At 63.7% G+C, this 23,340-nt stretch carries 27 protein-coding genes; 13 read left to right on the forward strand and 14 right to left on the reverse strand.

Annotated features, from left to right (window positions below; all coding sequences use genetic code 11):
- The 5 genes from DXK50_RS22050 to DXK50_RS22070 all read right to left on the reverse strand — a co-directional run bounded on the left by DXK50_RS22050 (position 1) and on the right by DXK50_RS22070 (position 4,965).
- Positions 1–1,440, reverse strand: a complete 1,440-nt coding sequence (locus tag DXK50_RS22050; protein ID WP_212631748.1) for a catalase — start codon at positions 1,438–1,440, stop codon at positions 1–3.
- An 86-nt stretch (positions 1,441–1,526) separates the two neighbouring features.
- The gene (locus tag DXK50_RS22055) at positions 1,527–2,261 is read right to left on the reverse strand and encodes a hypothetical protein (protein WP_212631749.1); all 735 of its coding nucleotides are present in this window, start codon (positions 2,259–2,261) and stop codon (positions 1,527–1,529) included.
- Complete coding sequence (locus DXK50_RS22060; protein WP_212631750.1) at positions 2,258–2,827, reverse strand: cysteine hydrolase family protein; 570 nt, start codon at positions 2,825–2,827, stop codon at positions 2,258–2,260. The genes DXK50_RS22055 and DXK50_RS22060 overlap by 4 nt, the downstream gene beginning before the upstream one ends.
- A 52-nt stretch (positions 2,828–2,879) precedes the next feature.
- On the reverse strand, positions 2,880–3,704 hold the full coding sequence (locus DXK50_RS22065; RefSeq protein WP_161867517.1) for an alpha/beta fold hydrolase: 825 nt from the start codon (positions 3,702–3,704) through the stop codon (positions 2,880–2,882).
- A 145-nt stretch (positions 3,705–3,849) separates the two neighbouring features.
- On the reverse strand, positions 3,850–4,965 hold the full coding sequence (locus DXK50_RS22070) for an SMP-30/gluconolactonase/LRE family protein (protein WP_212631751.1): 1,116 nt from the start codon (positions 4,963–4,965) through the stop codon (positions 3,850–3,852).
- 215 nt (positions 4,966–5,180) lie between these two features.
- On the opposite strand from DXK50_RS22070, the gene DXK50_RS22075 reads away from it, so the two are divergent.
- Positions 5,181–5,564, forward strand: a complete 384-nt coding sequence (locus tag DXK50_RS22075) for a helix-turn-helix domain-containing protein (RefSeq protein ID WP_212631752.1) — start codon at positions 5,181–5,183, stop codon at positions 5,562–5,564.
- Here DXK50_RS22075 and DXK50_RS22080 read toward each other — a convergent pair.
- The 3 genes from DXK50_RS22080 to DXK50_RS22090 all read right to left on the reverse strand — a co-directional run bounded on the left by DXK50_RS22080 (position 5,551) and on the right by DXK50_RS22090 (position 7,880).
- On the reverse strand, positions 5,551–6,504 hold the full coding sequence (locus DXK50_RS22080; RefSeq protein ID WP_249186968.1) for a helix-turn-helix domain-containing protein: 954 nt from the start codon (positions 6,502–6,504) through the stop codon (positions 5,551–5,553). The genes DXK50_RS22075 and DXK50_RS22080 overlap by 14 nt on opposite strands.
- Positions 6,505–6,612: 108 nt before the next feature.
- Complete coding sequence (locus tag DXK50_RS22085; protein ID WP_212631753.1) at positions 6,613–7,317, reverse strand: MOSC domain-containing protein; 705 nt, start codon at positions 7,315–7,317, stop codon at positions 6,613–6,615.
- Positions 7,314–7,880: a MarR family winged helix-turn-helix transcriptional regulator gene (locus DXK50_RS22090; RefSeq protein WP_161867513.1), complete on the reverse strand. Its 567-nt coding sequence runs from the start codon at positions 7,878–7,880 to the stop codon at positions 7,314–7,316. Before DXK50_RS22090 ends, DXK50_RS22085 begins: the two co-directional genes overlap by 4 nt.
- Before the next feature lie 115 nt (positions 7,881–7,995).
- Here DXK50_RS22090 and DXK50_RS22095 point away from each other — a divergent pair, with 115 nt between their 5' ends.
- The 5 genes from DXK50_RS22095 (at position 7,996) to DXK50_RS22115 (ending at position 9,661) form a co-directional block, all read left to right on the forward strand.
- A complete protein-coding gene (locus tag DXK50_RS22095; RefSeq protein WP_212631754.1) occupies positions 7,996–8,226 on the forward strand; it encodes a glutaredoxin domain-containing protein in 231 nt (76 codons plus the stop codon).
- Between the two features lie 55 nt (positions 8,227–8,281).
- The gene (locus DXK50_RS22100; RefSeq protein WP_161867511.1) at positions 8,282–8,536 is read left to right on the forward strand and encodes a DUF2024 family protein; all 255 of its coding nucleotides are present in this window, start codon (positions 8,282–8,284) and stop codon (positions 8,534–8,536) included.
- A gap of 10 nt (positions 8,537–8,546) precedes the next feature.
- The gene (locus tag DXK50_RS22105) at positions 8,547–8,825 is read left to right on the forward strand and encodes a Rho-binding antiterminator (RefSeq protein ID WP_161867510.1); all 279 of its coding nucleotides are present in this window, start codon (positions 8,547–8,549) and stop codon (positions 8,823–8,825) included.
- A gap of 51 nt (positions 8,826–8,876) precedes the next feature.
- Positions 8,877–9,131, forward strand: coding sequence for a cytoplasmic protein (locus tag DXK50_RS22110; RefSeq protein WP_161867509.1), 255 nt, complete (start codon positions 8,877–8,879; stop codon positions 9,129–9,131).
- A gap of 89 nt (positions 9,132–9,220) precedes the next feature.
- Positions 9,221–9,661, forward strand: a complete 441-nt coding sequence (locus tag DXK50_RS22115; protein ID WP_233787554.1) for a hypothetical protein — start codon at positions 9,221–9,223, stop codon at positions 9,659–9,661.
- Positions 9,662–9,688: 27 nt separating this feature from the next.
- On the opposite strand, the gene DXK50_RS22120 is transcribed toward DXK50_RS22115, so the two are convergent.
- The 3 genes from DXK50_RS22120 to DXK50_RS22130 all read right to left on the reverse strand — a co-directional run bounded on the left by DXK50_RS22120 (position 9,689) and on the right by DXK50_RS22130 (position 13,596).
- Complete coding sequence (locus DXK50_RS22120) at positions 9,689–9,985, reverse strand: hypothetical protein (RefSeq protein ID WP_212631755.1); 297 nt, start codon at positions 9,983–9,985, stop codon at positions 9,689–9,691.
- Positions 9,986–10,048: 63 nt separating this feature from the next.
- Complete coding sequence (locus tag DXK50_RS22125; RefSeq protein ID WP_212631756.1) at positions 10,049–11,035, reverse strand: TerC family protein; 987 nt, start codon at positions 11,033–11,035, stop codon at positions 10,049–10,051.
- 197 nt (positions 11,036–11,232) lie between these two features.
- Positions 11,233–13,596, reverse strand: a complete 2,364-nt coding sequence (locus DXK50_RS22130) for a DNA polymerase II (RefSeq protein WP_212631757.1) — start codon at positions 13,594–13,596, stop codon at positions 11,233–11,235.
- 210 nt (positions 13,597–13,806) lie between these two features.
- Here DXK50_RS22130 and DXK50_RS22135 point away from each other — a divergent pair, with 210 nt between their 5' ends.
- The 3 genes from DXK50_RS22135 to DXK50_RS22145 are packed head-to-tail and all read left to right on the forward strand — an operon-like array spanning position 13,807 to position 15,494.
- Complete coding sequence (locus tag DXK50_RS22135; RefSeq protein ID WP_212631758.1) at positions 13,807–14,235, forward strand: group II truncated hemoglobin; 429 nt, start codon at positions 13,807–13,809, stop codon at positions 14,233–14,235.
- A 1-nt stretch (position 14,236) separates the two neighbouring features.
- Positions 14,237–14,575 carry an FKBP-type peptidyl-prolyl cis-trans isomerase gene (locus DXK50_RS22140; protein ID WP_212631759.1) on the forward strand — a complete coding sequence of 113 codons (339 nt, stop codon included), beginning with the start codon at positions 14,237–14,239 and terminating at the stop codon, positions 14,573–14,575.
- Positions 14,568–15,494, forward strand: coding sequence for a class I SAM-dependent methyltransferase (locus tag DXK50_RS22145; protein ID WP_212631760.1), 927 nt, complete (start codon positions 14,568–14,570; stop codon positions 15,492–15,494). The genes DXK50_RS22140 and DXK50_RS22145 overlap by 8 nt, the downstream gene beginning before the upstream one ends.
- Positions 15,495–15,619: 125 nt before the next feature.
- Here DXK50_RS22145 and norR read toward each other — a convergent pair whose 3' ends face one another.
- Positions 15,620–17,170 carry a nitric oxide reductase transcriptional regulator NorR gene (gene norR, locus DXK50_RS22150; RefSeq protein ID WP_212631761.1) on the reverse strand — a complete coding sequence of 517 codons (1,551 nt, stop codon included), beginning with the start codon at positions 17,168–17,170 and terminating at the stop codon, positions 15,620–15,622.
- A 192-nt stretch (positions 17,171–17,362) separates the two neighbouring features.
- Between norR and hmpA the strand changes: the two genes are divergently transcribed.
- The 3 genes from hmpA to DXK50_RS22165 are packed head-to-tail and all read left to right on the forward strand — an operon-like array spanning position 17,363 to position 19,978.
- Entirely contained in the window at positions 17,363–18,544 is a 1,182-nt protein-coding gene (gene hmpA / locus DXK50_RS22155) for an NO-inducible flavohemoprotein (protein ID WP_161867501.1), read from the forward strand.
- A gap of 20 nt (positions 18,545–18,564) precedes the next feature.
- Complete coding sequence (locus tag DXK50_RS22160; protein WP_161867500.1) at positions 18,565–18,816, forward strand: transmembrane sensor/regulator PpyR; 252 nt, start codon at positions 18,565–18,567, stop codon at positions 18,814–18,816.
- The gene (locus DXK50_RS22165) at positions 18,803–19,978 is read left to right on the forward strand and encodes an NnrS family protein (RefSeq protein WP_212631762.1); all 1,176 of its coding nucleotides are present in this window, start codon (positions 18,803–18,805) and stop codon (positions 19,976–19,978) included. The genes DXK50_RS22160 and DXK50_RS22165 overlap by 14 nt, the downstream gene beginning before the upstream one ends.
- 99 nt (positions 19,979–20,077) lie before the next feature.
- Here the strand turns inward: DXK50_RS22165 and rimI are convergent, their stop codons facing one another.
- Both rimI and DXK50_RS22175 read right to left on the reverse strand, forming a co-directional pair.
- On the reverse strand, positions 20,078–20,530 hold the full coding sequence (gene rimI / locus DXK50_RS22170; protein WP_212631763.1) for a ribosomal protein S18-alanine N-acetyltransferase: 453 nt from the start codon (positions 20,528–20,530) through the stop codon (positions 20,078–20,080).
- Between the two features lie 31 nt (positions 20,531–20,561).
- Positions 20,562–21,365, reverse strand: coding sequence for an energy transducer TonB (locus tag DXK50_RS22175; protein ID WP_212631764.1), 804 nt, complete (start codon positions 21,363–21,365; stop codon positions 20,562–20,564).
- 295 nt (positions 21,366–21,660) lie between these two features.
- Here DXK50_RS22175 and DXK50_RS22180 point away from each other — a divergent pair, with 295 nt between their 5' ends.
- On the forward strand, positions 21,661–23,286 hold the full coding sequence (locus DXK50_RS22180) for a methyl-accepting chemotaxis protein (RefSeq protein ID WP_212631765.1): 1,626 nt from the start codon (positions 21,661–21,663) through the stop codon (positions 23,284–23,286).
- The last annotated feature ends 54 nt before the right edge of the window (positions 23,287–23,340 follow it).

Below are 23,340 nucleotides of genomic sequence, written 5' to 3' on the forward strand. Positions count from 1 at the left end.
TCAATCCCCCAAACCCAACGCCCTGGCCACCCCGGCGCCATAAGCCGGATCGGCCTTGTTGCAGTTACCGATATGACGGCGTTTGACCTGCTCGGGTGCGTCGCTCATCGCCCTGGCTGTGTTCTCGAACAGCGCCTGCCGCTGCGCAGGGCTCATCAGCCGGAACAGATCCCCGGGCTGCTGATAGTGATCATTGTCCACCCGGTGGTCCCAGTTGGTCGCAGCGCCCTCCAGCTCCAGCGCCGGCTCACGTAGCTCCTGCCGATCCTCCCACTCGCCCTGGCTGTTGGGGTAATGAGCGATGGTCGAGCCCTGATTGCCGTCGGTGCGCATCTGCCCGTCTCGATGGTAGCTGTGGTACGGGCAACGAGGAGCGTTCACCGGGATCAGATTGAAGTTGACTCCCAGCCGGTAACGCTGGCTATCGCCGTAGGAGAACAGGCGCGCCTGTAGCATCTTGTCCGGCGAAAAACCAATTCCGGGCACCACGTTGGCCGGCGAGAATGCAGCCTGCTCCACTTCGGCGAAATGATTGTCCGGGTTGCGATTGAGTTCCAGCACGCCCACCTCGATCAAGGGGTAATCCGCATGCGACCAGACTTTGGTCAGGTCGAAGGGATTATGCCGGTGCCGGTTGGCCTGCTCCTCGGTCATCACCTGGATGCACAGTTTCCAGCGTGGATAGTCACCCTGCTCGATGCTCATATAGAGGTCGCGCAAATGGCTTTCGCGGTCAACGCCGATCACACCAGCAGCCTCGGCGTCACTCAGATTCTCGATACCCTGCTGGCAGCGCAGGTGGAACTTGACCCAGACCCGTTGATTGCTGGCGTTAATCAGGCTGAAGGTATGACTGCCAAATCCGTGCATATGCCGGTAGCTACGCGGAATGCCCCGGTCACTCATGGTAATGGTGACCTGATGCAGAGCCTCGGGTAGCAGACTCCAGAAGTCCCAGTTGTTGCTGGCACTGCGCAGGCCGCTGCGTGGATCACGCTTGACTGCGTGATTGAGGTCGGGAAAACGCATCGGGTCACGGAAGAAGAACACCGGTGTGTTATTGCCGACCAGATCCCAGTTGCCTTCATCGGTGTAGAACTTCACGGCAAACCCACGGATATCACGCTCGGCATCAGCGGCACCGCGCTCCCCGGCCACCGTGGAGAAACGCACGAACACCGGTGTCTCTTTGCCGGCCGAGGCAAACAGACTGGCGCGGGTGAAACGGCTGACATCGCCCGTCACGGTGAAGGTGCCGTAGGCCCCGGCTCCCTTGGCATGCATGCGTCGCTCGGGAATCACCTCGCGGTCGAAATGGGCAAGCTTCTCGATCAGCCAGATGTCCTGCAGCAAGGCTGGCCCACGCGGCCCGGCAGTCTGGATGTTGAGGTTGTCCACCACCGGCGCCCCGGTAGCATGGGTCAGCTTCTGCTTGGACATAACAGGTACTCCTCAAACGAATGCGCCAAACAAGGGGCGAACGTCAGCCGCCAGCGGGACGGCAGCCGACAATCGTTCACGATGGATTACTCCAAGGTCTTCCAGGTCGCGGGCAAAGACAGGTCACCCGAGGCGATATCCCAGACGCTGGAAACGCACAGCAGTGGGTCATGCAAATCCGCATTCACCTGCAATGCAGCGGTTACGCCGTCGTAGTTGAAACTTGCGGGGAACCCTACAGCCGCTAGCGGAACACGAATCTGCGCCGCATCGTTCTCAACGCTCAGGTCATAGCCTGGCGAATCGATATACAGCGGTACCCCCGGCCAGGTAGCGGGCAGCTTGGGTTTGGCACCCTCGGGAATATCCCGTACCGTCAGGCCACTGGGCCCACAGCTGGCCTCCTTGGTCAGTACCACCCAGTGCGAGTGCCACAGGCCGCCATCGTTGCCCTTGTCGCCATCACCGTTTTCATCGAGCTGCGGCGTATCGTCAAAATCCGGGTGCGAGGTCAGCGCCAGCGCGAGAATGCCCGACGCCTGCTCGAAGCCCACCGCGCCGCTGTCCAGACTGGTCGGCCAGACGTAGCTGTAGACCTCGGAGCCGGCAAAGCTGCCCTTGGCTGCCGGCAGACGGCTGCCGGCTTCACCATCGACCAACTGCTCGAAGACCAGATCGCTACCCTGCTTGAACACGCGGGTATGCACCAGGTCGAAAGCCGCCTCGACCTTCTCGGTCCTTTCACTGTGAATGCCCGTTGGACCATGAGCCCAGACCACCCCAGCGGCGGCGGCAAGCACGAACGCAAGCGGGGCTTTCATGCTGCGCTCCTGAAATGCTGGCTCAGGTACTCGTCCGTGGAGATCACCGGTGCATAGCCGAACTTCAACGCTGCCATGAACGCTGCATGCACCTGCGCGGCCGGCACCTTCACGCCATCAAATTCCAGATCGAGAGTGGCGCAGGCGTCGTGCAGCACCGTGGTGCGGTAGCCGAAGTCCACCGCAGCACGGGTAATACCGTCAACGCACATGTGGCTCATGTTGCCGACGATGATCATCTCGTCGACGCCATGCTGGTCGAGGATCGGTTTGAGCTCGGTCTCGCGAAACGAGTTGATGAAGTGTTTGAGCACCACCGGCTCGTCTGGCTGGTTGATCACGCTGGCATGCAGCTGGGCGCCTTCGCTGCCAGGGCGGAAGAATGGTGCGTCCTGGCTGGTGAACTCATGACGGATATGCACCACCAGGTCACCGCTCTCGCGAAACGCAGCGATCACCTGCGCCGCCTTGGCGGCAGCAGCCTCCACCTTGCTCAGGGTCCATAGGCCCCCGGGGAAGTAGTCATTCTGGATATCCACCACGATCAAAGCCTTCTTGCCACTCATGACGTTCTCCTTTTTGCATGGAGCCCTTCACCGGATAAAGGGCTTTTAGGGCTCAGCTGCGCAGGAACGCCAGCATGTCCGCGCTCAGCTGTTCCTTGTGGGTGTCGGTGATGCCGTGTGGCGCACCGGGGTAGATGACCAGCTTGGCGTGTGGCACCAACTTGGCCGAAGCTCTGGCAGCAGCGTCCACGGGCACGATCTGGTCGTCGTCGCCATGCAGGATTAGCGTCGGCACATCGAACTTCTTCAGGTCTTCGGTGAAGTCGGTTTCGGAGAAAGCCTTGATGCAGTCATAGGCATTCTTGTGACCCGCCATCATGCCCTGCATCCAGAAGGCATCGATCACGCCCTGGGAGGGCTTGGCACCGGGGCGGTTGTAGCCAAAGAACGGCCCGCTTGCGACATCCCGATAGAGCTGTGAGCGATCCGCTAAGGAGGCCGCGCGAATACCATCGAACACCGAGATAGGCAGCCCACCGGGATTGGCCTCGGTCTTGACCATCAGCGGTGGAACCGCGGCAATCAGCCCCGCCTTGGCCACCCGGGCGGTACCATGCCGGCCGATATACCGTGCCACCTCGCCCCCACCGGTGGAAAACCCGAATAGCGAAGCGTCTCGTACATCCAGATGATCGAGCAGTGCGGCAAGATCATCGGCATAGGTGTCCATTTCATTGCCATCCCAGGGTTGACTGGAACGACCGTGGCCACGCCGGTCATGGGCGATCACCCGATAGCCGTTGCTGGCCAGGAACATCATCTGCGCTTCCCAGCTGTCCGCATTCAGCGGCCAACCGTGGCTAAGCACCACGACCGGCCCGCTGCCCCAATCCTTGTAATAAATCTGTGTACCGTCGCGTGTGGTGATGGTGCCCATGGTTCTATGCCCTCCAGTGTCGTTTTGCGAACGAGCGACGCTCAGGGCATTGCCCCGAACACAGCCGCCCAGGGGTAACAACATCACCGTTGCCAGCGCGGCAGAACCGATCAGCAATTGGCGACGTCCGTTATTCAGAGGTTGTTCAGGGTGTTGCGGCATGGCGGAGCACTCCCTCGGTCGAAGACGACGGCAGGCGCAGACGCATCAGATTCCAGGTTTGCACCTGCTCCTCCCACTCATCGCCCTCGTCGGGAGTCAGGGGCAGTGCCAGATTACTGATCACCATCCACTCGCCCTGTACGACACTACTGGCTGGAAACAGCAAGCCAAGCGGTGCTCCGCTGGCGCTTAGGCCCTGGAAGCCTCCGGCACGGATACGCACCAGCCCTTGCTCATCGAGCCCCAGTAGCAGGTCCACCTGATTGGCCAGCAACCACAGCAGACCATCGTGAAATAGCAGACCATCGGCACCGGGCAGGCTTTCGGCGACCACCTGCAATTCACCGGCAGGCAGGGGCATGCGCAGCAGGCGGCCATCGCCAGCATTGTTGATATAGAGATGGCGCTCGCCATCGGCGAGGGCGAGTCCATTGGCGCCAAAGGGCAGAAAACCCGCCGTCGCGAGGAGCGGATCACGCGAGAGCACCTCAAGCGAACAGGGTCTGCAGCGCGTGGCGTCAGCGATTCGATACAGCGCGCCCTGGAAGGAGTCGGACACATAGAGGTCGCCATTGCCGTCGAATACCAGACCGTTGGGAGCAGGCATGCCACTGGCAGCGAACTCGATCCGGTCCTGGCTGCCGTCCGGGTTGTTCACCACGCGAGCCGCCGGCGCTGGCGGGTCTAGCCGCGGGAAATCGAGCACATCCTCCAGCGGGCTGTCCGCAGTGAAATCCGCCACGATGCGTTGCAGCTTACCGGCACCAAAATTGAGGATATACAGCTGGCCAGCGGCGTAGCCCAACCCCGTCAGCGGCGTATCTCCGAAGGCTCGTTGCGCCAGCAGGCGGCCATCAGCTGCATAACGAAGCAGTTGGTTGTTACGCTCGGAGACGGGCTGCCTGGCATCGAACGTGCCGACGTAGATTTCACCGTTATGTGGGTTGGCAGCCAGACCTTCGGGATAGCGCACCCCACGCGGCAGCTCGATGAATGGCTCGACATCGAGCATCCGCGGTCCGATCGGCTGCGCCTGAGCAGCAGCCAACGCCCCAGCCAGCGCCAGACACACGCCAACACTGCATAACGACGGTCCCATGTAGCCTCCCCCTCGCGTCGATCCAGATCGAGCGCCGATGAAGGCTCGTCAGATCGAACCGCGACTGGCGAGCGTTGCGCCGATACTCTTCCTCGTCAGCCATGCCCGCTACGTAAAATCGGCAAACTTCTCCCAGCCGTAGATTTGCCTGTTTTACGTAGTGCCCCATCAAGAACCGGTGCAGCCTGAACGTCCCAGACGGCCGGAAAGCCAACATGCACACACGAATCACGCCACGCCAGCGCGCCCGCAAGATCTCACAAGAGAAACTGCTGCAGCAGGTGCTGGAATTGCTGCCCGTCGGCAGCGGCAGGCCTCCGCGTCTTGGAGAGCTATGTCGCCGGGTAGGAGTCAGTGAACGGACCCTGCGCAGCGCCTTCGTTGATACGCTGGGCATGGCGCCGGCACGTTACTTGCGCTTGCGACGCCTGCACCTGCTGCGCGCTGCGCTAGCAGTGGCCGACGGGCAACGGAGCTGCGTCGCGGCGATTGCACGGCGTTTCGGTTATAGCGACTGCGGGCGCATGGCTGCGGAGTACTACAAGATTTTTGGCGAGTATCCCAGCACCACGCTGCAGCGGCCGCTCAACGCAGGCTAAGCGGCCCCGCGAACGAGCGGCGATTGCGCAGTGATTGCGATGGCAGCTCACCGAAATAAAGCCGGTATGTACCTGCGAAGCGACCGGAGTCCCAAACCCCGAAACGCGCACAGATTTCGGTGATGGTCTCGTTGGCGTGCGCATGCAGGATTGCCCGGCGGATCGCATGAAGACGATGCTGCATGAGATAGCGGTGCGGGCTCATGCCCAGGTAGCGGGTGAACAGATTGCGCAATGTGCGCTCGGAGGTGCCGCACGCTTGACACAAGTCGGAGATATGCAGCGGCGCATCCGGTGTCGCATCCAGCAGTTCCAGGGCACGACGGAGAATCTGCTGATGCCCGACGTGATCTCGCGGAGCTGGCGTCACGGGTAACAGGCTACGAAACACCAACTCCATCAACTCGCTCTGCGCAGCACGCTCGGCCGCTGGAGCATGCAGGTCCTGCGATGCGCAATGATCGATGCGCAGCAGACGCAGCGCCAGCCACACCAGCGGCGCGAGGTCCTGCTGAGCCACGCAGACCAGGTTGCGGGGAAGTATCGACAGGTCGAACTCGTCTTCATGTTGCTGCGCCCAGCGCAGTACCAGCTCGCATGACATGGCCACCGTCATCCAGCTCGCGGGCTGGCTGGCATCGATATGGAACATGGCGTCCGGCACCATCCAGCCAATCAACCGGCGGTCAAGGCGCTTGCCGCCCAATACCGTACATTCGTGCCGGCTAAGCGGTAGAAAGATATTGAAGAAGCCCGGCAGACCAACGCCGCTGTAGACCGTGCCCGCCCCCTCACGGCCGAACATCAGCGCCACGCCATCGAGCTCGACGACTCGCAAACGCCAGTCGCGCTGCTGACGGGAACGTAGCAGATAGCGCCCTTCCACACCGTACAGGGCCTCCTCGAACTCATCGAAATCAGCGCAGATCAACCTGCTCATCCTGCCCTCACAGCAAGCGCGCCGCGCTTGGTGTCGACACCCTGGAATCAACAAGAGAAACCAGTGTAGAAGCATTCGTATCCGCGCGCCGTGCCGATTATCCGCAGGTCATGAGCCTTGTTGGGCCACGCCTGCGCCTTGCAGCCGCGGCGCCCAGTCCTCGACCTCGGTTTTCTCCAAACGCCGCTCCAGGGTTCTGCGCCAGGACGGCACCAGTGGCAGAGCCAGACATTCACGCAACAGCTCCGGCTCCACCCGCCTGTCGAACAGCACAGCCGAAAGGCGGCTCAGTGACCAGTCAGCATGCGCGCGCTCCACCAGTTGCAGAGGATCACCCGCCCGAACCATGCCCTCCTCGATGACCCGGTAGTACCAGCCCGTGCGCCCGGACTCCTGCACCCGCAGCGCCAGATCGGCAATGCCGAAGCGGTCGCTCAGCTTCCAGCAAGGCATGCGCCCCTGGGATACCTGCAGCAAGGCGCTGCCGGCCCTTATGACATCCCCCAGACAAACGTCGCCTTCGGTCCAACCCGTGGTGCTGAAGTTCTCGCCGAAGGCGCCAGGCTGTTCCAGAAGGGGATGTTCACCAAGCTCGCGACGCCAGGCGGCGTAGTGTTCGCGTGGGTAATGGTGGATGGCCTTTTCTACGCCGCCATGCACCCGCAAGTCGCCCTGCTCGTCGCCAGCCAGCCCCAGCGCGGTCACCGCCAGAGGCCCCTGGCGTGGCGCCTTGGCGATGCCGCTGCGCGAGCCGGGCCGGGTGAAAGGTTGGGCACGCCCCGTCAGCAGGGCATCGAGTAACAGTTCGTTCATGCGGCCTCCGGGGGCTGGTGCTCGCGGCATATCAGGCTGGCATCGCTCGGTTGCAGTGGCTCCCGGGTCAGAGCGCAAAACGGCTGACCATCGACCTGCTGATGAAAACGACAACTGCCGCACAGGCCGAAGCCAGGCACATCGGTGTCGCGCTGAATTTCCCGCAGAAGATCGGTCAGCAGGGCTTTGAGCTGCTCGCCTCGTGCACCCAGGCGGGCTTCGCCAGCGGCGAGAAAGTCCGGTGGCAGCAGAGCCTCTAGCAACTGCCAGGCGGGATCGGTCAGCGCCAGGTGCACGCTGCGCTTGTCGCGCGCGTCCTGCGTCTTGACGATCAGGCCCTTGCCTTCCAGCGCCTTGAGCGACTGCGACACCGTGCCCTTGGTCAGGCCAAGGTAGTCGGTCACCCCCAGCGGCGTATTCGAATAACGGTTGCAGCGCGCCAGGTACATCAGCGCGCTCAGCTGGATGGGCTGCAGCTCGGCCAGCAGCGGGTGCTGGCGAAACCAGATACGGGTCAGGCTGGACAGCCGTTCGAGCAGATCGAAGAGAGTCGTGTCGGTCATGTATTACTCCTGTCGAAATATAGTATCGACTAAACACCATATTGACAAAGACCAATTTGAGCGTAGCCTGCGAGTCAGTATCGAATCGATACTAATTACTTACAGGAGATTGACCATGACTCAAGCACGCTTCTATCACGCCGGTTGCCCCGTCTGCGTATCGGCCGAACAGACCCTGCTGAACCTGCTGGCTCCGGAGGTCAAGGTGGAGACCGTTCACCTCGGCGAGCAGTCCGGACGGGTAGCGGAAGCCGAACAGGCCGGCGTCAGGTCGGTCCCCGCACTGGTGGTTGAAGGTCAGGTGCTGCACCTGAACTTCGGCGCTTCCATCGACGACCTGAAGTAATCCCAGAACATGCGAGGCGCCCAACGGCGTCTCGCTAACCGCTTAGGAGGAAATCATGAAAGTGAATGTTTTCGACACCCACGTGCGTACACATGACGGCCGCTATCTGCACTTCGACGTACTGATCGAAGGCAACGACCAGGCGCGTGCCAGCCAGTTCGCCAGGGACTGGATGGCCGAGCGCGGGCTGCATGGCGATGCCATCGAGCAGAGCCGCTGCCAGTTCTGCCACAGCCAGCCCGCGCACCCGGAAGTCGCGGCAGCCATCGACAACAAAGGCTACTTCATCATTCCTCTGGAAGGTTGCTAGGAGACAGAACATGAACGCGTACCAGCCTCTGAACTGCGATTTGCATGACTATCTGGAAATCGCCTGTATGCACGGCTACCGCCTGCACATTGAACGGCTCGACGGTTCGAACTTCGAGGCCAGGGCACTGACCACGCGCACGGCCGCCAGCAAGGAGGAGTTTCTGCTGGTGCAAGGCGACGCGGGCCAGCAGGAGCTGCGCCTGGACCAGCTGAAGGCCATCACCCCGCTCAATGCCGGCGCCAGCTTTGGCCGGGTCGAGCTGGCGGGCAATTACTGCACCTTCTGAGCTGCTCGCCTGCATGAACCCCGTTTGTGACACCATCAAGGAGAACCACTCATGCCCACCTTCCGACTCAACATTAGCCAGGACGATCAGTTGCTGGGCCACTTCGAGTCCGATGTTCCTGGTGCACCGGAGGCAATCAGGAAAATCTCGGCCTGCCTCAGCCAGTCAGGGTACAGTCTCGCCTTGCTGGTGGCGCACAGCGAACGGCGCCTGCTGGAAAGTGGCCCGGATGGCGTAAGGCTGATCGGCCGTGAGCCACTGTTCCAACCGGAGCCCCTCACGCAGTACCTGAGCCGCAAAACCTGAAGAACTCAACTTGTGCGATGGATGAAACGCAGCATGCAACCGTGCCATTACCTGGCCCTCGACTCCGGCATTGCCGCCCGGCTATCGACATGCTGAGTGCGCTGCTCAGGCTGCTGCAGGCATCGCTCCTGCTCCCCACCACGGCGCTGTTCATCGGTCTGCTGACCTACCGCTTACAGGACAGAGGCCTGGGGCTGGCCTGGCCACTGCCGGTAGAGCCGGACGGGCACGTCGCCATGGAACTGGCACTGGCCTGCCTGCCGGCATTCGTGCTGTTTCTGCTGGCCGGCGCTGGCGGCTTGCTGCGCCGCCATGGCCCGCTCGTCATGCTGCTACTGTTCGGCCTGTGCGCAACCTTCGCCGCCTACTGCGCGGTCAATCTGCTCGCCAGTGCCTATGGCAACACCTGGACAACAGGCGAAATCGCTCGCGGGCTGTTTCTCACTCAGCTACCGCTGCTTTGCCTGGCCTCGTTACCGGGACTGGCGGTAGCGGCATTGCTGGAGCGATTCGACCGCCTGCGCCGTTGAAAGATAAGTGGGCATCCCGGCGTGGCATCAAGTCTCGGCGCCCTGCTCCAATGCTCTCTCGGCCTTGTCCTGCGCAGCTTCGGCTTCCTCGTTCTGCTCGGCCTTGCCCAGCGCCCGATTGGTGGACTCCTGCAGGGAATCAACCTGTCGATTGACCTCATTCACCACCTCGCCGACCGACTCCTCGATCAGCGCCTGCGCCTCCTTCTTCGCCTCTTCGGCCAGTTTCTGCGCGGACTGCTCGGCCGCCTCACAGCCAACCAGAGTGATCAACGCCGCGCCAAGGGCAACTGCAGCAAGACGGTTGTTCCAGGATTCGTACATCTGTGCTTCTCCGATTTCGAGACCCAACCTCGCCAGTTGACGAGGCCGGGCAAGGTGCTTGTGTCAGATAGTGGCGGGCGGCTGGCCACGGGTCTTGTACAGCGACAACAGCACGCCACCGATCAGCAGTCCCAGGGTCACGCTCAGGGACACGGCCGCCGGAATCTTGCCGATGATGCCGACCAGGAAGATCTTCGCGCCGATGAACACCAGCACCAGCGCCAGTGCGTACTTCAGGTAGACGAAACGGTGGATCAGCGCTGCCAGGGCGAAGTACAGGGCACGCAGGCCAAGGATGGCGAAAATGTTCGAGGTGTAGACGATGAACGGGTCCTGGGTGATGGCGAAGATCGCCGGCACGCTGTCGATGGCGAACATCAGGTCGGCACATTCGATCAGGATCAGCGCCAGGAACAGCGGCGTCACCCAGAGCACGGTGCGCCCCTTGCCGTCGTCCTGGCGCACGAAGAAGCGCTGGCCGTGCAGCTCATCGGTCACGCGCAGGTGTTTGCGCAAAAATCTGACCAGCACGTTGTTCTGCAGATCGGGGGCATCGTCGAGTTTGGCGAACAGCATCTTCACACCGGTGAAGAACAGGAAGGCGCCGAACACGTAGAGAATCCAGGCGAACTCATGGATCAGCGCGGCGCCCAGGCCGATCATGATCGCCCGCAGCACCAGCACACCCATGATTCCCCAGAACAGTACCTTGTGCTGGTACTGCCGCGGGATGGCGAGAAAGCTGAAGATTATGGCCATGAGAAACACGTTGTCCATCGACAGCGATTTCTCGATCAGAAAGCCGGTGAGGTAATCCATGCTGGCGTCGCCGCCCTTCTGGAAGAACACCCAGACACCGAAGAGCAGACCGGCGCTGATGTAGCCACCCGACAGCAACAGGCTCTCGCGCACGCCGATTTCGCGATGGTCGCGATGCAGCACGCCAAGGTCGAAGGCCAAGAGGGAGATGACGACAGCGATGAAGACCAGCCACAACCAGGTGGCCGTGCCGAGGAAGTCGGCGAAGAGAAACGGTTCGAGGGCAGTCATGAGCCCCTCCTACAGTCAGATTGAACAGACTGTGATTCCGACATCGCGGTGTTAACCGCCAGAGGGGCCCGGCATCACGGGCGCAAATATATTCAGGCCCTGAACGCCGCTCAACGGGGCGAATTTTGCAAAGTATTTCAAGGCAATTAGCCCGTTTCTCGCGCGGAAGTTCTACCCAGAGCGGCCGCCAACGGATTTCAGAACAGTCCGAGCTGCCCATCCACCAGCCGTTCGAACTCGCCGCCGACGAACGGCAGGATGGCGTCGGCCACCGGTTTCAGCTGGCGGCTGATGTAGTGCTCGTAGTCCACCGGCGACAGCAGGCGCTCCAGCGGTTGCGGCCCGCCGGTGGTGATCAGGTAGCTGATCCAGCCGCCGCGCTGGTACTGCAAGGGCCGACCGAGCCGCTGGTTGTGCTCGTCGGCCAGGCGCGCGGCGCGCACATGCGGCGGCACGTTGCGCTGGTAGTCATCGAGGCGCCGGCGCAAACGCTTGCGATAGATCAGCAACTCGTCCAGCTCGCCAGCCAGAGTGCGTTTCACGTAGTCGCGCACGTAGTCCTCGTAGGGCTGGCCGTCGAACACCAAGCGATAGAGCTCCTGCTGGAAGCGCTGGGCCAGCGGCGACCAGTCGGTGCGCACCGTCTCCAGCCCCTTGAACACCATGCGTTCGCTGCCGCAAGCCTCGCGCACCAGGCCGGCGTAGCGCTTCTTGCTGCCCTCCTCGGTGCCGCGAATGGTAGGCATGAGAAAGCGCCGGTAGTGGGTCTCGAACTGCAGTTCCAGGGCGCTGGTCAGGCCGTATTCCTGCTGCAGATGCTCGCGCCACCAGGCGTTGACACGCGCTACCAGCGCGCGGCCGATGCGCGCTGCCTCCTCCTCGTCGTGGGCGCCACCGAGCCAGACGAAGGTGGAGTCGGTGTCGCCGTAGATCACCGCATGGCCCTCGGCCTCGATCAGCTCGCGGGTGCGCTTCATGATCTGATGCCCGCGCAAGGTGATGGACGACGCCAGACGCGGGTCGAAGAAGCGACAACCACTGGAGCCGAGCACACCGTAGAAGGCGTTCATGATGATCTTCAACGCCTGCGACAGCGCCTTGTTGCCGTCGCGCTTGGCCGCCTCGCGCCCCTGCCAGACGCGCTCGACGATGGCCGGCAGGCAGTGCCGGGTACGCGAGAAGCGTGCGCCGCGAAAGCCTTCCACCGAATGTTCGTCATCCGGCTGGTGCAGGCCTTCGACCAGCCCCAGCGGGTCGATCAGAAAGCTGCGTATGATCGACGGATACAGGCTCTTGTAGTCCAGCACCAGCACCGAATCGTAAAGACCGGGGCGTGAATCCATGACGAAGCCGCCGGGGCTGTTCTCGCCGCGAATGTCGCCGAGGTTCGGCGCGACGAAACCCAGGCGGTGCATGGGCGGCAGGTACAGGTGGGTGAAGGCCGCCACCGAGCCGCCGCTGCGGCCGGCCGCCAGCCCGGTGACGCTGGAGCGCTCCAGCAGGAAGGCGAGCAGATCGGTGTGGGCGAAGACGCGCGTGACCAGCTCGCAGTCCTTGAGGTTGTAGCGGGCCAGCGCCGGCTTGTCCTCGTCGAACATGCGCTGGATCTCGTCCATTCGCGCATAGGGCGTGTCGATGGCCTTGCCCTCGCAGAGCAGGGTCTGCGCCACCGATTCCAGGCTGAACGAAGGAAAGCTCCAGGTGGCCGAACGCAGCGCCTCGATACCGTCGATGATCAGCCGCCCGGCCGCCTCGGCGAAGTAGTGCTGGCTGCTGTTGTGCTGGCGCCAGCCCATCACGTCGCCGCCACGCCCCAGCAGCAGCGGCACCTTGAGTTGCTCGGCGTGATCGCGCAGCACGCGCAGGTCGAACTGCACCAGGTTCCAGCCGATGATGGCATCCGGATCATGCCGCTGCAGCCAGTCATTCAGGCGCTCGAGCAGCGCCTTGCGGCTGTCGCAGTACTCCAGGTCGAAGTCGACGATACTGGCGTCGCCGTTGGCCGGGCCGAGCATGTACACCTGGCGCTGGCCACAGCCTTCCAGGGCGATGGAATACAGCTCGCCGCGGGCGCTGGTCTCGATATCCAGCGAAGCGAGACGCAGCGCCGGGCGGTAATCGGCAGCGGGTTTGAGCGACCTGCACAGCAGGCTGCCATCTTCCTGAACGGCACCCTCGAAGCTGACGGATGCGGTGATAAAGCGCTCCATCAGGTAGCGATCCGGCGGGCGGATATCGGCCTCGTACACATCCACGCCGACCTGACGGAGCTTCTTCTCCAACTGCAGCAACTGGCGGTACTGGCGGCAATACAGGCCCAGCACCGGGCGGCGCTTGAAGTCACGCAAGGTCAGCTCGCGTAGCTCGACGCCTTTCTCATTACGCAATAGCGGCTCGGCCCAGGCACGCTGCTCGGCGGGGATGAACGCCACCGTCTCCTGGCACGGCAGGCGTATCTGGCGCGGGCCGGCATCGGTCGCCAGCCAGAAGGCCACTTCGGTGCCCTCCGGCGTATCGCGCCAATGGCGGCTGAGCACGAAGCCTTGCTGGGGTTGCGTCATCATCTTTTCAGGCAAGCACGATCTGCCCCCTCTCCCGCTTGCGGGAGAGGGCTGGGGAGAGGGTGTAAGCATTCCCCTCTCCCCCGGCCCCTCTCCCATGAATGGGAGAGGGGAGAAAACAGCCTCTGCAGTTGCCCATTACCTCGAACCAAACTGGCCGAGCATTCTACGCCAGCGGTTACAATGGCGCCTTTTCCGCGGAACAACGCGATGAGCGACACACCTCCCTACGGCACCGGCGATGCCTCCTACCAAGCCGCTGGCGGTATCGACGGCCTGCGCCATCTGGTCGACGACTTCTACCGACTGATGGACGAACGCCCCGAAGCCGCCGCACTGCGTGCCCTGCACCCAGCCGACCTGAGCGCCTCACGCGACAAGCTGGCGTGCTTCCTGAGCGGCTGGCTGGGCGGGCCGCGCCTGTTCGCCGAGAAATACGGCAGCATCAGCATTCCGGCCTTCCATGCCCAGTGGCCAATCGACCAGGCACTGGCGGAAAGCTGGCTGAGCTGCATGGCCGGCGCCATCGCCCTACAGAACTATGCGCCGGCGTTCGCCGACTACCTGCTGACCCAGCTGCGCGTCCCCGCCGAACGCTCGGTGCAGGCCAGCCAAAACCGTCATCGCAAGGAAACCTGACATGACTGATCAACTGATCATTGAAGACCTAGAGCCCGGCAACGGCAAGTCCGTGGTCAAGGGCGCCCTGATCACCACCCAATATCGCGGCTGGCTGGCCGATGGCAGCGAGTTCGACTCGTCCTTCTCGCGCGGCAAACCGTTCCAGTGCGTGATCGGCACCGGCCGGGTGATCAAGGGCTGGGATCAGGGCCTGATGGGCATGCAGGTGGGCGGCAAGCGCAAGCTGCAGGTGCCGGCCCATCTGGGTTATGGCGAGCGCAGCGTCGGTTCGATTCCGCCCAACTCCGACCTGACCTTCGAGATCGAGCTGCTGGAAGTGCTGACCCGCGATGACTGATGCCGCCCTCGCCACCCTGCGCGAGCACCTGCTGCAGGCGCTGGACAACCACCCCGGCAGCGAGACCCGCCGCCTGTTCCATGGCCGTGGCCGCTGCTGGCCGGGGCTGGAACAGATCACCGTCGACTGGCTGTCCGGCATCGTTCTGGTGATGCTGTTCCGCGAGCCATCGCCAGCGCTGCGACCGCTGCTGATCGAGTTGCTGGCAACACCGCAGTGGCAGGCCAGCGGCGCGCGCGGCCTGTTGCTGCAGCATCGCTATGTACAGGGCAGCGAGAGCGAATGGCTGGCCGGCGAGCCACAGGCGCAATGGCCGATCATCGAGGACGGCCTGCACTACCTGCTGGATCTGGGCAGCAAGCAGAACAGCGGGCTGTTCCTCGACATGCGCCTGGGTCGCCAGTGGGTGCGCGAGCAGGCCGCCGGCAAGCGCGTGCTCAACCTGTTCGCCTACACCTGCGGCTTCTCCGTGGCGGCCATTGCCGGCGGTGCCGAGCGGGTGGTCAACCTGGACATGGCGCGCGCGGCGCTGTCACGCGGGCGCGACAACCATCGCCTGAACGGGCATGACCTCTCCCGAGTGGAGTTTCTTGGTCATGAACTGTTCAAGTCCTGGGGCAAGGTGCGCAAGAGCGGCCCCTACGATCTGGTGATCATCGACCCGCCGAGCTTTCAGAAAGGCAGCTTCGCCCTCACCCAGGACTACGCCAAGATACTCCGGCGCCTGCCGGAACTGATCAGCGAGCACGGTATGGTGCTGGCCTGCGTCAACGATCCGGATATCGGCCCGGACTTCCTTATCGAAGGGATGGCGGCCGAAGCGCCACAACTGCGCTTCGTGCAGCGCCTGGACAACCCGCCGGAGTTTCCCGATATCTCCCCCGAGAGCGGCCTGAAGGCGCTGGTGTTCCAACTTTAGCCTGGATGAAATCCGGGAATTGCTGGCCCCGATTGCATCCGGGCTACGGGCAGATGCCGATGATGTGGGAGGGGCTTTAGCCGCGACGTGAACAGATCGCGGCTAAAGCCCCTCCCACAATCCGGCTAGCGAATACCCAGGCGCCTGGCCAGGCGGCTGAGGTTGGCGCGATCCACGCCCAACTCACGCGCCGCGTCGGCCCATTTGCCCTGGTGGCGCGCCAGGCACTGTTCGATCAGTCTGCGCTGGAAGGCATCCACCGCCGTGCGCAGCTCCACACCCGTCGGCATAGCCTCACCGGGCGCCAGCACTTCGTCGATCAGGGGCGGCGCCTCGGCCGTCGGCAAGTCCAGGTCCTGCACGTCCAGGCTGAGAATGCGCGGGCGCTCGCCGTGGCGCGCCAGCGCCTTGATCGCCGCACGACCGACCAGATGCTCCAGCTCGCGCACGTTGCCCGGCCAGTCGTGGCCCAGCAGCGCCTTCTGCGCCTCGGCACTCAGACGCAGGCTGCGCAGCCCGAGCCGGGCACGGTTCTCCTCGAGGAAGTAACCGGCCAGCAACAGCACATCGCGGCCGCGCTCGCGCAGCGGCGGCACCGGCAACGGATAGACGCTCAGGCGGTGATAGAGATCGGCGCGAAAGCGTCCGGCACGCACTTCGGCCGCCAGGTCGCGGTTGGTGGCGGCGATCACCCGCACATCGACACGGTGCTCGCGATCCGAACCGACCCGCTGCAACTGGCCGCTCTGCAGCACGCGCAGCAGCTTGGCCTGGATCGCCAGCGGCAGTTCGCCCACCTCGTCGAGGAACAGGCTGCCGCCATCGGCCAGCTCGAACTTGCCGCTGCGCTCGCTCATCGCCCCGGAGAAGGCGCCGCGCACGTGGCCGAACAGTTCGCTCTCCACCAGCGCATCGGGCAGCGCCGCGCAGTTGATACTGACCAGAGGCCGCTGGGCGCGTGGCGAGGCGGCGTGGATGGCTTCAGCCACCAACTCCTTGCCGACGCCGGTTTCGCCGGTGATCAGCACGGTCAGCGGGCTGTCGCCGACCAGGCGAATTTCGTCCTGCAGCTTGCGCAGCGCCGTGCTCTGCCCCACCAGCTCGCGCGGTTGCTGGCGCGCCTGTTTGTACAACTCGGTGAGCTGGCGCTCGGCCTCGACCCGCTGCGCCAGGCCGCTGATGCGCTGACTGACCTTGACCGTGGCCGCCGCCAGGCTGGCGAACGCATCGAGACTGTCCAGATCGAGCCGGCCGAAACTGGCCGGGTCCAGCGAATCCAGGGTCAACAGGCCCCATAGCTGCTCATCCAGATAGAGCGGGCAACCTAGGCAATCGTGCACTTCCAGATGCCCATGTAGGCCGTCTACCAGCCCGTCATAAGGATCAGGCAGGCCGCAGTCGGCGGCGAAGCGAGTCGGCCCGGCATGCTCCAGCAACGCGGCCAGGCGCGGATGCTCGCTGACGCGGAAGCGCCGCCCCAGGGTGTCGGGGCTCAGGCCTTCCACCGCCAGCGGCACCAGCACCTCACCATCGAGTCGCAGCAGCGCCACGGCATCGCAAGGAAACAGCTGGCGCAAGGCGGCGAGCAGCCGGCGGTAACGCTCGCCATCATCCAGCTCGCGTGACAGATCGGCCACCAGGGGAATCAGGGTTTCCAGCAGAGGGCTAGCGGTCATTTAGACTACTCTTTGTCGTTATGACCCGCACGCAAAGCGAGTCATTAATACTGCAAAACAAGCAAGCAATTGATATTTAAGGATTATTTAACTGGCACGCTTTCTGATAGGTATCTACCGCTAACGCTAGCACGCCATAACTGGCCAGACGAGCCACACCGGCGTCTTTATTTGTCTTGCGGAGATACCCTTATGCTGACCAATGCTCAACGTGACCTGATCAAAGCCACCGTGCCACTGCTGGAAAGCGGCGGCGAAGCGCTGACGACCCATTTCTACCGGATGATGCTCAGCGAGTATCCCGAAGTACGCCCGCTGTTCAACCAGGCGCACCAGGCCAGCGGCGACCAGCCGCGCGCACTGGCCAATGGCGTGCTGATGTACGCCCGCCATATCGACCGCCTCGAAGCCCTCGGGCCGCTGGTGCGCCAGGTGGTGAACAAGCACGTCGCTCTGCAGATCCTTCCCGAGCACTATCCCATCGTCGGCAGCTGCCTGCTGCGCGCGATCCGCGAGGTGCTGGGCGCCGAGATCGCCACCGACGCGGTGATCGATGCCTGGGCCGTGGCCTACCAGCAACTGGCCGACATCTTCATCGGCGCCGAGGAGCAGCTCTACCAGGAAAACGCCACGGCGCCTGGCGGCTGGCGCGGTGCGCGCGCCTTCCGCGTAGCCCGTAAGGTGGCCGAGAGCGCAGAGATCACTTCCTTCCATCTGGTACCGGTCGATGGCGGCGCCCTGCTCGATTACCAGCCCGGCCAGTACATCGGCATGCGCCTGCTGCTGGACGGCGAAGAAGTGCGCCGCAACTACTCGCTGTCGGCGCTGGCCGATGGCCGCGAGTACCGTATCAGCGTCAAGCGCGAAGCAGGCGGCCGCGTCTCCAACCACCTGCACGACAATGTCCACGAGGGCGATGTGCTGGACCTGTTCCCACCAGCAGGCGACTTCACCCTGAGCCCATCGGACAAGCCGCTGGCGCTGATCACTGCAGGTGTAGGCATCACTCCGGCGCTGGCCATGCTCGATGCCGCGCGGCACTCGGGCCGCCCGATTCATTTCATCCACTGTGCACGCAATGCCGATGTCCACGCTTTCCGTGACTGGGTCGACGCGCATGCAGCCGAACACCCGCAGATCAGTCACTACGTTTGCTACAGCGAACCACGCGAGGGCGACCTGGCGGATGCCACCGGCTACCTCAGCCAGGAATTGCTGGAGCAGTGGCTGCCGGCCGAACGTGATCTGGACGCCTACTTCCTCGGCCCGAAACCCTTCATGGCCCAGGTCAAGCGTCACCTGCAGGCCCTGGGCGTACCGGCCGAGCAAAGCCGCTACGAATTCTTCGGCCCGGCCTCGGCTCTGGACAGCTGATCAACATGAGGAGGTGAACCATGTATCCGCTCAATCTCCCACCCATGCAGATCCTGCATCTGTCCAGCCAGCTGCTCTGGGCCGGACTCGTCCTCCTGTTCCTGGGCGTGCTGGCGGCCTACGGCCTGGAGAGGCACCTGAACGTACCGACGTTGGTGCTGGCACACAGCCTGACACTGATCGGTCCCAGCGTGCTGAAGATCGGCTACGTGCTGCGCCTGATCGCGCAGGAACGCCTGAAAGAGAGAGCAAGCGCTCATGCAATTGCTTGATCGCAAGCGGGCTCTGGCCATCGCGCCCTTGTGGCGCCTGGGCTTTCGCCCGTTCTTTGTCGCTGGCGCCCTGTTCGCCCTGCTCGCCGTCGCCCTCTGGGCGGCGGCGCTGCACGGACTGATAAGCCCTGCGGTATCCGGCGGCATGCTGGCCTGGCATCGTCATGAAATGCCCTTCGGTTTCGGCCTGGCGATCATTGCCGGCTTCCTGCTCACTGCGGTGCAGACCTGGACGGGTCGTCCGGGGCTCAGCGGCCGCCCGCTGATCGTGCTGTTCGGGCTGTGGTTGGCGGCCCGTCTGGTCTGGTTCATCCCTGTGCCGCTGGCAGTGCTGATTGTGCTGCAACTGGCCTTCAACGGCCTGTTCATCGCGCAGATGGCGCGCCAACTGATCGCGGCACGGCAACGCAACAACTACCCCATTTTGCTGGTATTGGGCCTGCTCGCGCTGTGCCAGTCACTCACCCTGGCCGGCCTGGCGCTGGGCGACGACGACCTGCAACGCCGTGGCGTACTGGCCGCGCTATGGTTGATCGGCGTGATGCTGAGCCTGATCGGCGGTCGGGTGATTCCCTTCTTCACCCAGCGCGGCCTGGGGCGGGTCGAGGCCTTCGCTGCCCATCCCTGGCTGGATCGCTTGCTGCTGGTCTGCGGCGTGCTGGTCGCCGCACTGTTCGCCAGTGGGCACAACCTGCAAAACAACCCATGGCTGGCCGTGCCCTTCATCGTACTGAGCGTGCTGCACGGCCTGCGCCTGTGGCGCTGGCACCTGCGCGGCATCTGGCGCGTGCCGCTGCTGTGGTCGCTGCACCTGGCCTACGCCTGGCTGTTGCTCGCCACGCTCGGCATGGCCGCCTGGCACCTGGGTTGGCTGGCGCAACCCAGCCTGGCCAGCCACGCGCTGGCGGTGGGTGCGATGGGCGGGCTGATCCTGGCGATGATGGCGCGAGTCAGCCTCGGTCATACCGGCCGCGCATTGCAACCGCCGAAGGCAATGGCCTGGGCCTTCGGCCTGCTCAATCTGGGCGCGCTGATTCGGGTCACGGCTGGTGGCGGCTGGCTATGGCTGGCGGCGATCTGCTGGACCGTGGCCTTCGCCCTGTTCGCCTGGTATTACGCGCCAATGCTGTGTCGGGCGCGAGTGGATGGGCATCCGGGGTGAAACGCCTGGTGCAACCAAACAGCCAGACCGTAGCCCGGATGCAATCCGGGTAATCGTTGCCCCGGATTGCATCCGGGCAACGCTTTTAAGGTAGTTACATCAATCGACCAGCGTGCAGGCCATCACCAACGCGTCTTCACGCCCGCCGACTGCCGGGTAGTAATCGCGACGGCGCCCCACTTCGTTGAAGCCAAAACGCTCGTACAAGCGGTAGGCGCTCTGGTTGCTGGCGCGCACTTCGAGGAAACACTCGCGCCCGCCCAGTTCAAAGGCCTCTTTCATCAGGTGTTCGAGCAGGCGCAAGCCAAGGCCACGGCCCTGGCTTTCCGGCTTGATGGTGATATTGAGCAGGTGCGCTTCGTCGAGAATCAGGTTGATCACACCGTGACCGACCTGCTGATTGCCCTCGAACATCAGCCAGCAGTTATAGGACTTGAGGCTGTCGATGAAGATGCCGCGCGTCCAGGGGTGGCTAAAGGCGGCGTACTCGATCTTCAGCACGGCATCGAGATCCGCCTCGGTCATCGGGCGGAAGGAAATCGCATCGCTCATCGGGCGTCACTCGGGCGCAAAAACAGGACTCTCAAGAATGTGCAGGCGCCAGCCAGCGCTGGCGCACGCGCTGCATGGCCTGCCACAGCTCACGCTTGCGCGTCGGCTCTTCCATCAGCAGCTCCAGGCCCGGCAAGGCCCAGCAGGCGCCAAGGCCTTCGATCTGCAGCTCGCGGTTATAGCTTTGTTCGTCACCCTCGCCGGCGAAGCGAATGGCCGGCAAGCCAACCAGCCAGAGGCAGGCGCTGGGCTGCTCCTCCAGACGTGCAGCCACGAAGCTCTGCACGAATTCCAGCGCCGCCTCCGGCCCCTGATCCATGTTGCCGCGCACCAGCAGCGGCCAGCGCACCGGCTCGCCGAGCAGTTGCGGGCTGTCCGGCAGACCGGCGGCGCGCAGCAGATCCTTGAGCAGGATGTAGGCCGGATCGCGACTCTGGAAGGGCTGGCCGGTGGGCAGTTCCACCAGCAGGGCACAAGCGCCGGCACGCAGCAACTGCAAGGCAAAACGCGGCGGCGGCACACTGACCCGGGCCGGTTTTTCCTCGACAGGTTCCGCCTCGGCCACCGGCTCGACAGCCGCCTGGCGCGGCTGGGCGCCCGGGCGTGGAATTTCGATCTTCGGCCGCTCGGTCGGCGCCTGCGCCGGTTCTTCACGGGCTGCCGGCGCAGCGGAGGCAGCCTGCTGCGGCGGAACCTCGACAGGCGCCACTTCAGGCTGCGGCAGCTCGAGCAATTCCGGGCGCGACGGCGCAGCGAACGGCAGCTCGGCACGCGGCAGCCAGGTCGCAACCTGCATGGCATCCAGATAGGCGCGGCGGCGCAGCTCTGTATTCAAACGTCAGTACTCGACACATCGATTCTCGAGGGCGGCAATTGTCGCGTGAATCGGCGTGGTCGGATAGCCCCATCGGCGCGGCTGTTCGACCTTGCTCAGCGCGCACCAAATCAGCTGCGAATCCAGCCGCGCGTCGCTCGGGCTAGACGGCAGTTGCTGGCGCTCAAAATCAATGCCGCCGCCCTGCGCTTTGAGTGGTCAGTCATCACACAACCGTGTAACTATTCTCTGCATGGTCGCATGACCAGCCAAACACCACCGACAACACCGACATCTGCCCGCCTACGAGGCTTACATGCTGCTACGCAACTGGAACATCGCGCCCCGCGCTGCCTTTGGCTTTGCCCTGATCGCTTTGATGGTCGCCTTTCTCGGCATCTTCTCGCTCGTCACCATGTCCAACATCCGCGAGCGTGCCACCAACATCGAAACGGACTGGGTGCCGAGCATCCGCGCCGTAGATTCCATTCGCGAGAACATGCTGCGCATCCGCACCATTTCCCTGCGTGTAGCCTTGGACCCCGATCCTGCCAACGTCAGCACCTATGTGGGCCAGTACGAGGCGCGCAACAAGGTGCTGGAGCAGAACATCCGCGACTACGAGCCCTTCGTCGACACGCCCGAAGAACAGCGCATCTACGACCAGTTCCGCCGCGACTTCGCTGCTTACCAGCGCGGTATGGCCGACTCCTTCGTACTTGCCCGCAAGGGTGAGCGCGACGCACTTTACAAGCTACTGCTGGTGGACATGAAGCCGGTGGTCGACGGCACCGGCGCTCAGCTCGCCGAACTTGGCGAGATATACAGCAAGGGCATCGCCTTGGAGGGCCAGGTCTCGGCGGATGAGTACGCGCGATCGCGGTTGATCGTGACCGCCGTGATCGTCCTCGCCGGCCTGGTCACCGTGCTGCTGGCCTGGCTGCTGACGCGCAGCATCGTCGGACCGCTGAGGAGTGCAGTCGAGGCCGCCCAGCATGTTGCCGAGGGCGATCTGACGAAGCGCATCCAGGTCGCCGGTAGCGACGAGGTCAGCCAGTTGCAGACCTCGCTGGCGCGGATGCAGCAGCGCCTGCGCGACACTTTGGCCGAAATCAGCGGTTCCTCGACTCAACTGGCCGCAGCCGCCGAGGAGCTCAATGCGGTGACCGAAGAGGCCGGCCGCGGTATTCAGCGGCAGAATGACGAGATCGAGCAGGCCGCCACCGCGGTCAACGAAATGAGCGCGGCAGTGGACGAGGTAGCGCGCAACGCCGTCTCCACCTCCGAGGCTTCGAAACACTCCAACCAGTCCGCGCAGGCCGGACAGGCTCGTGTTTCAGAAACCATCGCTGCGATCAACGACCTGTCCGGCGAGGTGGAAGGCACTTCGTCACTGGTGCAGCGCGTCGCCGAGCAATCACAGGAGATCGGCAAGGTGCTCGACGTGATCCGCGCCATCGCCGAACAGACCAACCTACTGGCGCTCAACGCCGCCATCGAGGCCGCACGCGCCGGGGAATCCGGTCGCGGCTTCGCCGTGGTGGCCGACGAGGTACGTGCTCTCGCCCACCGCACGCAGAACTCCACCCAGGAAATCGAGCAGATGGTTTCCAGCATGCGCAACGGCGCCAGCCAGGCTCTGACCTCGATGCAGTCGAGCAGCGAGCGGGCGCGCACGACCCGCGAACTGGCGCAGAGCGCAGGCAAGGCGCTGAATGAAATCACCGAGGGCATCAGCGAGATGTACGAGCGCAACCTGGTGATCGCCAGTGCCGCGGAAGAGCAGGCCCAGGTGGCTCGCGAGGTGGACCGCAACCTGGTGAACATCCGCGACCTGTCGCTGCAGTCCGCCACCGGCGCGCACCAGACCAGCGCCTCGAGTCATGAGCTGTCGCGCCTGGCGGCCGATCTCAACCAACTGGTGAGCCGCTTCCGGGTCTGAGCCAAAGAGCAGGCAAATAAAAAGGATCGCCGAGGCGATCCTTTTTTCATGCTG

Source organism: Pseudomonas sp. KB-10, from assembly GCF_018221585.1.
Taxonomy (GTDB): Bacteria; Pseudomonadota; Gammaproteobacteria; order Pseudomonadales; family Pseudomonadaceae; genus Aquipseudomonas; species Aquipseudomonas yangonensis.

Bases quoted from the DNA above. Each gene is read 5' to 3' on its own strand.
- DXK50_RS22050 (WP_212631748.1), bottom strand. From the start codon at position 1,440: ATGTCCAAGCAGAAGCTGACCCATGCTACCGGGGCGCCGGTGGTGGAC.
- DXK50_RS22055 (WP_212631749.1), bottom strand. From the start codon at position 2,261: ATGAAAGCCCCGCTTGCGTTCGTGCTTGCCGCCGCCGCTGGGGTGGTC.
- DXK50_RS22060 (WP_212631750.1), bottom strand. From the start codon at position 2,827: ATGAGTGGCAAGAAGGCTTTGATCGTGGTGGATATCCAGAATGACTAC.
- DXK50_RS22065 (WP_161867517.1), bottom strand. From the start codon at position 3,704: ATGGGCACCATCACCACACGCGACGGTACACAGATTTATTACAAGGAT.
- DXK50_RS22070 (WP_212631751.1), bottom strand. From the start codon at position 4,965: ATGGGACCGTCGTTATGCAGTGTTGGCGTGTGTCTGGCGCTGGCTGGG.
- DXK50_RS22075 (WP_212631752.1), top strand. From the start codon at position 5,181: ATGCACACACGAATCACGCCACGCCAGCGCGCCCGCAAGATCTCACAA.
- DXK50_RS22080 (WP_249186968.1), bottom strand. From the start codon at position 6,504: ATGAGCAGGTTGATCTGCGCTGATTTCGATGAGTTCGAGGAGGCCCTG.
- DXK50_RS22085 (WP_212631753.1), bottom strand. From the start codon at position 7,317: ATGAACGAACTGTTACTCGATGCCCTGCTGACGGGGCGTGCCCAACCT.
- DXK50_RS22090 (WP_161867513.1), bottom strand. From the start codon at position 7,880: ATGACCGACACGACTCTCTTCGATCTGCTCGAACGGCTGTCCAGCCTG.
- DXK50_RS22095 (WP_212631754.1), top strand. From the start codon at position 7,996: ATGACTCAAGCACGCTTCTATCACGCCGGTTGCCCCGTCTGCGTATCG.
- DXK50_RS22100 (WP_161867511.1), top strand. From the start codon at position 8,282: ATGAAAGTGAATGTTTTCGACACCCACGTGCGTACACATGACGGCCGC.
- DXK50_RS22105 (WP_161867510.1), top strand. From the start codon at position 8,547: ATGAACGCGTACCAGCCTCTGAACTGCGATTTGCATGACTATCTGGAA.
- DXK50_RS22110 (WP_161867509.1), top strand. From the start codon at position 8,877: ATGCCCACCTTCCGACTCAACATTAGCCAGGACGATCAGTTGCTGGGC.
- DXK50_RS22115 (WP_233787554.1), top strand. From the start codon at position 9,221: ATGCTGAGTGCGCTGCTCAGGCTGCTGCAGGCATCGCTCCTGCTCCCC.
- DXK50_RS22120 (WP_212631755.1), bottom strand. From the start codon at position 9,985: ATGTACGAATCCTGGAACAACCGTCTTGCTGCAGTTGCCCTTGGCGCG.
- DXK50_RS22125 (WP_212631756.1), bottom strand. From the start codon at position 11,035: ATGACTGCCCTCGAACCGTTTCTCTTCGCCGACTTCCTCGGCACGGCC.
- DXK50_RS22130 (WP_212631757.1), bottom strand. From the start codon at position 13,596: ATGACGCAACCCCAGCAAGGCTTCGTGCTCAGCCGCCATTGGCGCGAT.
- DXK50_RS22135 (WP_212631758.1), top strand. From the start codon at position 13,807: ATGAGCGACACACCTCCCTACGGCACCGGCGATGCCTCCTACCAAGCC.
- DXK50_RS22140 (WP_212631759.1), top strand. From the start codon at position 14,237: ATGACTGATCAACTGATCATTGAAGACCTAGAGCCCGGCAACGGCAAG.
- DXK50_RS22145 (WP_212631760.1), top strand. From the start codon at position 14,568: ATGACTGATGCCGCCCTCGCCACCCTGCGCGAGCACCTGCTGCAGGCG.
- norR (WP_212631761.1), bottom strand. From the start codon at position 17,170: ATGACCGCTAGCCCTCTGCTGGAAACCCTGATTCCCCTGGTGGCCGAT.
- hmpA (WP_161867501.1), top strand. From the start codon at position 17,363: ATGCTGACCAATGCTCAACGTGACCTGATCAAAGCCACCGTGCCACTG.
- DXK50_RS22160 (WP_161867500.1), top strand. From the start codon at position 18,565: ATGTATCCGCTCAATCTCCCACCCATGCAGATCCTGCATCTGTCCAGC.
- DXK50_RS22165 (WP_212631762.1), top strand. From the start codon at position 18,803: ATGCAATTGCTTGATCGCAAGCGGGCTCTGGCCATCGCGCCCTTGTGG.
- rimI (WP_212631763.1), bottom strand. From the start codon at position 20,530: ATGAGCGATGCGATTTCCTTCCGCCCGATGACCGAGGCGGATCTCGAT.
- DXK50_RS22180 (WP_212631765.1), top strand. From the start codon at position 21,661: ATGCTGCTACGCAACTGGAACATCGCGCCCCGCGCTGCCTTTGGCTTT.